General features: G+C 70.7%; 8 protein-coding genes. 6 read left to right on the top strand and 2 right to left on the bottom strand.

All coding sequences use genetic code 11. From position 1 onward, the window contains the following. Both AB0G02_RS20515 and AB0G02_RS20510 read right to left on the bottom strand, forming a co-directional pair. Window positions 1-1,083, bottom strand: a 1,083-nt coding sequence (locus tag AB0G02_RS20515) for a glycoside hydrolase family 3 N-terminal domain-containing protein (protein ID WP_360796708.1), incomplete at its 3' end; no start/stop codon positions are given. Window positions 1,084-1,259: 176 nt separating this feature from the next. Continuing rightward, window positions 1,260-2,513 (bottom strand): ROK family transcriptional regulator, encoded by a 1,254-nt coding sequence (locus AB0G02_RS20510; RefSeq protein WP_360796705.1) that lies wholly within the window; start codon window positions 2,511-2,513, stop codon window positions 1,260-1,262. 186 nt (window positions 2,514-2,699) lie between these two features. On the opposite strand from AB0G02_RS20510, the gene AB0G02_RS20505 reads away from it, so the two are divergent. The 6 genes from AB0G02_RS20505 to AB0G02_RS20480 are packed head-to-tail and all read left to right on the top strand — an operon-like array spanning window position 2,700 to window position 9,997. Then, entirely contained in the window at window positions 2,700-4,358 is a 1,659-nt protein-coding gene (locus tag AB0G02_RS20505) for an ABC transporter substrate-binding protein (RefSeq protein WP_360796702.1), read from the top strand. Continuing rightward, window positions 4,355-5,527, top strand: coding sequence for an ABC transporter ATP-binding protein (locus tag AB0G02_RS20500; protein ID WP_360796699.1), 1,173 nt, complete (start codon window positions 4,355-4,357; stop codon window positions 5,525-5,527). Before AB0G02_RS20505 ends, AB0G02_RS20500 begins: the two co-directional genes overlap by 4 nt. After that, entirely contained in the window at window positions 5,524-6,504 is a 981-nt protein-coding gene (locus AB0G02_RS20495; protein ID WP_360796696.1) for an ABC transporter permease, read from the top strand. Before AB0G02_RS20500 ends, AB0G02_RS20495 begins: the two co-directional genes overlap by 4 nt. 3 nt (window positions 6,505-6,507) lie before the next feature. After that, window positions 6,508-7,500: an ABC transporter permease gene (locus tag AB0G02_RS20490; RefSeq protein WP_360796693.1), complete on the top strand. Its 993-nt coding sequence runs from the start codon at window positions 6,508-6,510 to the stop codon at window positions 7,498-7,500. Next, window positions 7,497-8,537, top strand: coding sequence for an ABC transporter ATP-binding protein (locus tag AB0G02_RS20485; RefSeq protein ID WP_360796689.1), 1,041 nt, complete (start codon window positions 7,497-7,499; stop codon window positions 8,535-8,537). The genes AB0G02_RS20490 and AB0G02_RS20485 overlap by 4 nt, the downstream gene beginning before the upstream one ends. Before the next feature lie 47 nt (window positions 8,538-8,584). Continuing rightward, entirely contained in the window at window positions 8,585-9,997 is a 1,413-nt protein-coding gene (locus tag AB0G02_RS20480) for a GH1 family beta-glucosidase (RefSeq protein WP_360796686.1), read from the top strand. The last annotated feature ends 56 nt before the right edge of the window (window positions 9,998-10,053 follow it).

The following is a 10,053-nucleotide window of genomic DNA, read 5'->3' as shown; positions in this document are numbered from 1 at the left end:
CGCGACCTCGGTGACCTCGGCCAGGCCGTCGACGAACGACACCACGGACTCGGGGTAGACGCCCGCGCTGCCGCCGCCCTGGATGCGGGCGGTGGCGGCGTTCGGGCCGAGCACGGCGACCTTCACGCCGGGGGACAGCGGGAGGACGCCGTCGTTGCGCAGCAGCACGGTGCTCGCCGCGACGGCTTCGCGCAGCAGGTCGAGCGGGGCGTCGACGCGCGGTCGCGCCGGCTGCGAGCCGTTCTGCGCGCCGACCCGGGCGGCCAGCCGGAGCAGCCGTTCCACCTTGAGGTCCAGCGCGCTCTCCGGCACCTCCCCGCTCTCGACGGCGGCGACCAGGTCGTTCCACGGGCTGTCGGGTCCGGGCATGGCGAGGTCCTGGGCGGCGCGCGCGGACGCCACCGTCGACCGGGTCGCGCCCCAGTCGGAGACGACGACCCCGTCGAAGCCCCAGGAGCCCTTCAGCGGCTCGTCGAGCAGCGGGCTCTCCGACATGGTGGTGCCGTTGACGCCGTTGTAGGCCGACATCACCACCCACACCCCGGCCTCGACGGCGGCCTCGAACGGGAGCAGGTAGACCTCGTGCAGCGTGCGCTCGTCCACTTCGGCGTCGAGCGTCAGGCGCTCGGTCTCGGAGTCGTTGGCGACGTAGTGCTTGGCGGTCGCCGCCACGCCGCCGTCCTGCACGCCGGTGATGTAGGCCGCCCCGATGCGCGCGGTCAGCACCGGGTCCTCGGAGTAGCACTCGAAGTGCCGACCGGCGAACGGCGACCGGTGCAGGTTGAGCGTCGGCGCGAGCAGCACGTCCACGCCCTTGCGCCGCGCCTCGGCCGCCAGCAGCACGCCCAGCCCGCGCACGAGGTCGACGTCCCAGGTGGCGGCGAGGGCGGTGGGGGAGGGCAGGGCCAGCGACGTGCTGCGCTCGTCCCACCCCTGGCCGCGCACCCCGATCGGGCCGTCGGAGACCACGATCGGGCGCAGGCCGATGTCCGGCTCGTCGTGCGTCCGCCAGCCCGCGGCCCCGGTCAGCAGCCGAACCTTGCGCGCCACGTCCAACTTGCCGACCAGCCGGTCCCGATCCACCGCGTCCACCACAACCCCCTGCGTCGGAGAGCGCTCTCCCGACCAGCCTCAGCCCCCACCACCGCCGCTGTCAACCACCCGGACGTTCAACTCACCCGTTCCGGACGTAGGACACGCGCGACGCGAACGTAGGACTCTCGCGAGAGTCCTACGCCCAGAGCGCGAGAGTCCTACGCTCAGGACACCTGAGTTGAACGCTCAGGTGCGGCGAGGTCGACGCGGGGCGCGGGTTTGCGCGGGTCGGCGGCACGGTCCAGCAGCGCGGCGACCGGCAGCGTGGCGGCGCCGACGGCGACGGCGTCCGGGCCCAGTCGGCCCAGCTCGATCGAGATCTGCTCGTACGGGTGCCGCAACGCGTGCGCGCGCGTCGCCGCCACGATCCGGTCCAGCTGGTGCGCGCCCAGCGCGAGCCCGGCCCACCCGCCCAGCACGATCCGCTCGGGGTTGAACAGGTTCACCAGGTTGGCGATGCCCGCGCCCAGGTAACCGGCGGTCTCCTCCAGCACGCGGGCGGCCGTCTTCGACCCGGCCGCGGCCTCGATCAGCGCGTGCACGGTCGACTGCTCGTCGGTCCCGGCCAGGGCACGGCCACGCGCCTTGCGGTACCGGTCGAGGATGCCCTCGGCCCCGACGTACGCCTCCAGGCACCCCGACGCACCGCAGCGGCACGGCCGACCGCCGTACACGATGGTGGTGTGCCCCCACTCGCCCGCCGAGCTGGTGGCACCGCGGTAGACGCCACCGTCGGTGACGACCGCCGCGCCGACGCCGGAGCCGATGAGCACTATGACCACGTGCCGCGCACCGCGCCCGGCGCCGAACCACATCTCGGCCTGGCCCTGCGTCTTCGCGCCGTTCTCCACGTACAGCGGCCACGCCGAGTCCGACGCCGAGGCGACCAGCTCCTCCAGCCGCACGCCGTCCCACCCGATCGTCGGCGCGTGCACGACCGCCGTCGCGCCCTGCTCCACCGTCCCGGGAACGCCGATCCCGACGCCGAGCACGGTCGATGCCGGGACGCCGGCCGCGTCGACCACGTCCCGGACCGCCGACGCGATCAACGACGCCACCGCGGCGGGGGAGGACGGGGACAGCGCGTGGTCGAACGCGGCCAGCTGGGTCAGCGCCAGGTCGAACAGCTCGACCTTGATCCCGGTCTCACCGACGTCGACCCCGACCACGTGCCCGAACGCCGGGTTGACCCGCAGCAGCACGCGCGGCCGTCCGCCGTCGGAGTCGACCGACCCGGCCTCCACCACGAGCCCGTCGTCGACCAGCTCGCCGGTCACGTTGGACACCGTCGCGGCCGAGAGCCCGGACAGCCGGGAGAGCTCGTACCTGCTCAAAGGCCCGTCGAAGAACAGCGTCGACAGCAGCGTCGACCGGTTCTGCCGACGCAGGTCGCGGACGGTGGTGCGCTTCGGAGCCACGCCACGGACCTTAGTTTGCGACTTAAAATTAGTCTAAGTTTGTAACCTGTTCGTGATTGACGTGACTTGTCTCACCGGGGTTGAGTCTGCAACGACACGAGGACGCCCCCAGCGTCCCAGCCGCGATGGCACGCGCGGCCCGCACCAACGAGCGCTCGCCCTTCCCCCGCCCGACAAGGAGAACCCATGCGACTCAGGCGAACGTCCGCTCTCGCCGTCGCGGCAGCACTGCTGTTCTCGGCCGCCTGTTCCACCTCGAACCCCGGTGCGAACAGCACGAACGAAGGTGTGCTGAACGTCGGCATGCCGAACGGCCCGCAGACCGAGAACAACAACCCGTTCCTCAACACGTCCGCGGCCAGCTCGCTCGGCTACCGGCGGCTGATCTTCGAGCCGCTGGCGATGGTGAACGAGACCAACCCCACGGAGAAGCCCAAGCCGTGGCTGGCCACCGAGTGGGAGTGGTCGGACAACTACAGCAAGCTGAGCCTGACCGTCCGCGACGGTGCGACGTGGTCGGACGGCAAGCCGCTGACCGCCGAGGACGTGGCGTTCACCTTCGAGCTGCTGAAGAAGAACCCCGGCCTCAACGTCGACTCCGTCCCCTACGACGCGATCTCCACGTCCGGGAACAAGGTCGAGGTCGGCTTCCCGAGGTCGCAGTTCGTCAACCAGAAGAAGATCCTCGAACAGCTGATCGTGCCCAAGCACGTGTGGTCGACGATCTCCGACCCGAACACGGAGACCGTCAAGACCCCGGTCGGCAGCGGCCCGTACACGCTCAAGTCGTTCACGCCGCAGACGGTCACGCTGACCGTGCGCGACTCGTACTGGCAGGAGCTGCCGAAGGTCAAGGAGGTCCGCTACACCTCCTACAGCGACAACAACGCGCAGACCACCGCCCTGGCGACCGGCGCGGCCGAGTGGAGCTTCGTGTTCATCCCGAACTACGAGGCCGTCTACACCTCGAAAGACCCCGAGCACTACAAGCTCTACTTCCCGCCGGTGCTCGGCATCCACGGCCTGTGGTTCAACACCAAGGCCGCGCCGTGGGACAACGCGGCCCTGCGCCGCGCGGTCAACATGGTGATCAACCGCGACGACATCTTCACGCAGGGCGAGGCGGGGTACTTCTACCCGAAGGTCGACAACATCACCGGCATCCCGACCCCCGCCGGTGACTCCTACATCGCGCCCGAGTTCAAGGACAAGACCCTCAAGGTCGACGTCGACGGCGCGAAGAAGGAGCTGACCACCGCCGGGTTCACCTTCGACGGCGACAAGCTGAAGGACCCGTCGGGCAAGCCCGTCACGCTGAAGATGACCGTGCCGTCCGGCTGGTCGGACTACGTGACGAACCTGGAGATCATCAAGGACAACGTGTCCAAGATCGGCATCAACGCGACGGTCGACCTGCCGAACGCCGACGCGTGGAGCAAGGCGCTCGACACCGGTGACTTCCAGGCCGCGCTGCACTGGACCAACAACGGTCCCACGCCGTACGACATCTACGAGAACATCATGAACGGCGCGCTGTTCAAGCCGATCGGTGAGGGCGGCATCAACGGCAACTACGGCCGTTACGAGAACCCGGAGGCCACGGCGCTGCTCAACGAGTACGCCAACGCCGCCGACGACTCCGCCCGCAACGCGGCGCTGCACAAGCTCCAGCAGATCCACGTGCGGGACATGCCGGTCGCCATCACCTCCGCGGCCAACGCGGGCGGCCAGTACAGCACGAAGAACTGGGTGGGCTGGCCGGACAAGGCCAACCCGTACGCGCCCGTCCAGCCCACGCTGGAGAACGCGCTCGACGTCGTCATGCACCTGAAGCCGGCCGCATGACGACCAGCACCGCACCGTCGGCCTCCGGGACCACTGAGGTGGTCCTGGAGGCCGATGGCCTGACCAAGCACTTCCCGGTCCGCAAGCGCGGGCGAGAGCTGCTGTCCAAGACCACGCGCTCGGTGCGCGCGGTGGAGGACGTGACGCTCAGGCTGCACCGCGGCCGGGTCACCGCGCTGGTCGGCGAGTCCGGTTCGGGCAAGTCGACGGTGGCCCGCCTGCTGGCGCAGCTCCACCCCCAGACCTCCGGCGCGATCCGGCTGCACGGCGAGCCGGTGCGGACCAAGGGCGGCAAGCGCTTCCGGGCGTACAGCAAGCGGGTCCAGATGATCTTCCAGGACCCGTTCGCCTCGCTGAACCCCGTGCACACCGTGCGCTACCACCTCACCCGCGCGCTGAAGATCCACGGCAACGCGGGCAGCACGTCCGAGGAGCTGGAGGAGGCGCTGGCCCACCTACTCACCCGCGTGCAGCTCACCCCGCCCGAGCGGTACGTCGACAAGTTCCCGCACGAGCTGTCCGGCGGCCAGCGGCAGCGCGTGGCCATCGCCCGCGCCCTCGGGGCCGACCCGGAGGTCCTGCTGGCCGACGAACCGGTGTCCATGCTGGACGTCTCCATCCGGCTCGGCGTGCTGAACCTGCTGCGCGACCTCAAGGAACGCCTGCACCTCGCGATCCTCTACATCACCCACGACATCGCCTCGGCCCGCTACTTCGCCGACGAGACGTTCGTGATGTACGCCGGGCGCGTGGTGGAGGGCGGCGGGAGCGAGACCGTCACCCAGCGGCCCGCGCACCCGTACACGCAGCTGCTGATCGACTCCGCGCCGGACCCCGACCGGCCCGCCGTGCAGGAGAAGGACGGCGGCACCGGCGAGCCCCCGTCGCTGATCAACCCGCCCGAGGGCTGCCGGTTCAACCCGCGCTGCCCGCACGCGATGAAGGTGTGCACCGAGAAGGTGCCGCCGCGGTTCGCCATCGGGGACGACGCCGCCCTCGGCGGCATCACGCCCGACGGCACCGGCCCCGACGGCACGGCCACGGCGAGCTCCAGCGCCCACTTCGCCGCGTGCTGGCTCTACGGCGACGACCTGTCCGAGGCCGACCGGGTCACGCTGCGCCCCGCCGAGGCCACGCCCGGCGGAACCGGTGACGGGGAGGTGCGGTGAGCTACCTCCTCAAGCGCCTCGCGTTCTACCTGTTCACCGCGTGGGCCGCGATCACCATCAACTTCTTCATCCCGCGCGCCATCCCCGGCGACCCGGTGCAGGCGCTGATCACCCGCTCGCGCGGCCAGATGACCAGTGAGGCCGTGCAGTCGCTGTACGTGCTGTTCGGCCTGGACAAGGACGCGAGCGTCGTCGAGCAGTACTTCACCTACCTCGGCCAGCTGCTCCGCGGCGACCTCGGGCTGTCGTTCACCTACTTCCCGTCGCCGGTGTCGCAGGTGCTCGCCGACGGCCTGCCGTGGACGCTGGGCCTGGTCGGCATCACGACCGTGCTCGGCTTCCTCATCGGCACGGCCCTGGGCACGGGCATCGGCTGGCGGCGCGGCTCGTGGGCCGACGCGCTGATCCCGGTCACGACGTTCGTGTCGTCCATCCCGTACTTCTGGCTCGGCCTGATCGCGATCGCGCTGCTGACCGGCCCGGACAGCTTCTTCCCGGCCTCCGGCGCCTACGACGGCGGCCTGGTGCCCAACCCCGACCTGCAGTTCATCGGCAGCGTGCTGCGGCACGGCATCCTGCCCGCGTTCACCATCCTGATCTCGTCGATGGCGGGCTGGATCCTGTCCATGCGCAACATGATGGTCACGGTCGCCTCCGAGGACTACGTGACCGTCGCGCACGCCAAGGGCCTGTCCGACCGGCGCGTGATGGTGTCCTACGCGGCGCGCAACGCGCTGCTGCCGAACGTCTCCGGTTTCGCGCTGTCGCTGGGCTTCATCGTCGGCGGCACGCTGCTGGTGGAGATCGTCTTCTCCTACCCCGGCCTCGGCCTGCAGCTCTTCCAGGCCGTCGGAGCCAAGGACTACCCGCTCATGCAGGGCATCTTCCTCATCATCACGCTGTCCGTGCTGCTGGCGAACTTCCTCGCCGACGTGGCCTACCTCGCGCTCGACCCGCGCACCCGACGGGAGGGCTGAGCCGTGACCGTCGTACCCACCACCGGCACCGCGACCCCCGTCGCCGCACCGGTGAAGCGCCGCAGGCTGCGGTTCGTGGCCAACCCGAAGGCCACCACCGGCCTGGTCATCCTCGGCTTCTTCGCCCTGCTCGCGATCGTCGGTCCGTGGATCGCGCCGTTCGACCCGTCCGGGCGCAGCAGCGACCTGCTGCAACCCCCGTCGGCCACGCACTGGTTCGGCACCACCCACCTCGGCCAGGACATCTTCAGCCAGGTCGTCGTCGGCACGCGCAGCGTCATCGTGGTCGGGTTCGTCGCCGGTCTCGTGGCGACGATCCTGTCGATTCTGGTCGGCGTCACGTCCGGCTACCTCGGCGGTGCGGGCAGCGAGGCGCTGTCCGCGCTGTCCAACGTGTTCCTGGTGCTCCCGGCCCTGCCGTTGATGATCATCATCACGTCGACCCTGCCGCAGACCGGCACGTGGACCATCGCGCTGCTCATCGGCCTCACGTCGTGGGCCTGGGGCGCGCGCGTGCTGCGGGCGCAGACGTTGTCGCTGCGCGGCCGCGACTACGTGGAGGCCGCGCGGGCCACCGGTGAGAAGACGTGGCGGATCATCCTGTTCGAGATCATGCCCAACCTGACCGCCGTCATCGCCTCCGGCTTCGTCGGCACGGTCATCTTCGCGGTGACCCTGGAGATCACGCTGGCGTTCATCGGCGTCGGCGCGGGCGGTGACTGGAACTGGGGCACGGTCCTGTACTGGGCGCAGAGCCAGCAGGCCCTCGCGCAGGGCGCGTGGTGGTGGTTCGTGCCCGCCGGCCTGGCCATCGCCCTGCTGGGCACCGCCCTGTCGCTGGTGAACTTCGGCATCGATGAGTTCGTCAGCCCGCGGCTGCGCGGCGGCGGCAAGACCAACGTCAAGACCGCGGACGGCCACACGGTCCGGATGCGCGTCGGCTTCACGCCGGTGCTCGCGACGAAGGCCGGGTCCGAGGGAAGGGAGACGCCGTGACCGACGCGGTGCTGGAGATCCGCGGCCTGAACGTGGACTACGGCCTGGGCGACGACGCCGTGCACGCCGTCCGGGACGTGAACCTCACCCTCTACCGGGGCGAGGTGCTCGGCCTCGCGGGCGAGAGCGGCAGCGGCAAGTCGACCCTGGCCTACGGCCTGACCAGGCTCCTCCCGCCACCGGGCGTGATCTCGGGCGGCGAGGTGCTCTACCACCCCGACGGCGGCGACCCGGTCGACGTGCTGCGGATGACGCTGCCGCAGCTGCGCGCGTTCCGCTGGTCGGAGACCGCGATCGTGTTCCAGGGCGCGATGAACTCGCTCAACCCGGTGCACCGGATCTCCACCCAGCTCACCGACGTGATCAAGGCGCACGACCCGCGCAGCAGCAGCGCGTCCCGCCTGGCCCGCGCCCGCGAGCTGCTGCAGCTGGTCGGCATCTCCGCCGACCGGCTGGAGAGCTACCCCCACCAGCTCTCCGGCGGCATGCGGCAGCGCGTGATGATCGGCATGGCGCTGGCGCTGGAGCCGAAGGTCGTCATCATGGACGAGCCGACCACCGCGCTGGACGTGGTGGTGCAGCGGCAGATCCTGCGCCAGCTCGTCGAGCTGCGCGAGCGGCTCGGCTTCTCGGTCGTGTTCATCACCCACGACCTGTCGCTGCTGGTCGAGTTCTCCGACCGGATCGCGATCATGTACGGCGGGCGCATCGTGGAGCAGGCGGACTCCGCCGAGCTCTACCGCGACCCGCTGCACCCCTACAGCCACGGCCTGCTCAACTCGTTCCCCGCGCTGCGCGGACCGAAGCGCGAGCTGACCGGCATCCCCGGCTCACCGCCGGACCTGCGGTCGATGCCCTCCGGCTGCTCGTTCCACCCACGTTGTCCGCACGCGATGGAGCGCTGCGGTGCGGAGGTCCCGGTGCTCGGCGTTCCCCAAGGGGTCCGCCACGGGGCAGACGGCGCAGTCGACCACCGGGGTCCTGCCGACCGCACCGTGGCCTGCTGGCTGCACCCCGTCCACGACGACGGGCTCTGAACCCCGTTCACGACGACGGGTTCCGACCTCCAGAGGAGTTTCCCCAAGTGGAGAGTTACACCGACACCACGGCGTCGACCGTCGGGCTCGACCCCGCGATCGACACCCTGCCCGCCTCGTTCCGCTGGGGCGTGGCGACCTCCGCGTACCAGATCGAGGGGGCGCACGAGGAGGACGGTCGCGGACCGTCCATCTGGGACACCTACTGCCGGACGCCCGGCATGGTGCACAACGACGACAACGGCGACGTCGCGTGCGACCACTACCACCGCATGCCGGAGGACGTCGCGCTGATCGGCTCCCTCGGCGTGGACACCTACCGGTTCTCCGTCGCCTGGCCGCGCGTGCAGCCGGGCGGCAAGGGCCCGGTCAACGCGCCCGGCATGGCGTTCTACGACCGGCTGGTGGACGAGCTGCTCGCGAAGGGCGTCGACCCCTGGGTCACGCTCTACCACTGGGACCTGCCGCAGGAGCTGGAGGACGCGGGCGGCTGGCCCGCCCGCGACACCGCCTACCGGTTCGCGGACTACTCGATGCTGGTGTTCGACGCCCTGTCCGACCGGGTGCGCCACTGGACCACGCTCAACGAGCCCTGGTGCTCGGCGATGCTCGGCTACTATGAGGGCCGCCAGGCGCCGGGCAGGCAGGACTTCGGCTCGGCGATCCACGCGGTGCACCACCTGCTGCTCGGTCACGGCCTGGCCACGCAGCGGATGCGCGAGGCGGCCACCGAGCCCATGGAGTTCGGCATCACGCTCAACATGAGCCACGCCGGCCCCGCCACCGACAGCGAGGCCGACCGCGACGCGGCCCGCCGGGCGGACGGCCTGTCCCGCCGCATCTACCTCGACCCGCTGGTGCGCGGCGAGTACCCGGCCGACGTGCTGGCGGACCTGGCGGCGCGCGGGGTCGAGGTCCCGGTGGAGCCGGGCGACCTGGAGATCATCAAGCAGCCCATCGACGTGCTGGGCGTGAACTACTACTCCAGCTCGAAGTTCTCCGGCGTGGACGAGGCGGGCAACACCGAGGACGCCGACGGCGTGCCGGTCTGCCGGGAGGTGCGCTACGGCCGCCCGGTGACGGCGATGGACTGGGAGATCGTCCCCGAGGGCTTCACCAAGCTGCTGGTGCAGATCGGTGAGGACTACCCGGGCGTGCCGATGGTCATCACCGAGAACGGCGCGGCCTTCGACGACCAGCCGGACGAGAGCGGGTTCGTCCGCGACGACGACCGCACGGCGTACCTGGACTCGCACATCGCGGCCGTGGCCAAGGCGCGCACCGCGGGTGCGGACGTGCGCGGGTACTTCGCGTGGTCGCTGATGGACAACTTCGAGTGGTCCTACGGCTACGACAAGCGGTTCGGCCTGGTGCACGTGGACTACGCGACCCAGGTCCGGACCCTGAAGAGCAGCGCGTTGTGGTACCGGGACACGATTCGCCACGTCCGCGGCAGCTGAGCGGGTCGGGAGGGGCGTCCTGCGGTCGTGACGCGGGACGCCCCTCCTTCACGCGC

Source organism: Actinosynnema sp. NPDC023658 (assembly GCF_040639995.1).
GTDB lineage: Bacteria > Actinomycetota > Actinomycetes > Mycobacteriales > Pseudonocardiaceae > Actinosynnema.
This window is presented reverse-complemented; position numbering and strand designations above follow the sequence as displayed.

What these genes read in the sequence shown, in the direction of transcription:
- AB0G02_RS20505 (WP_360796702.1), top strand. Translation starts at nt 2,700, where the DNA reads ATGCGACTCAGGCGAACGTCCGCTCTCGCCGTCGCGGCAGCACTGCTG.
- AB0G02_RS20500 (WP_360796699.1), top strand. Translation starts at nt 4,355, where the DNA reads ATGACGACCAGCACCGCACCGTCGGCCTCCGGGACCACTGAGGTGGTC.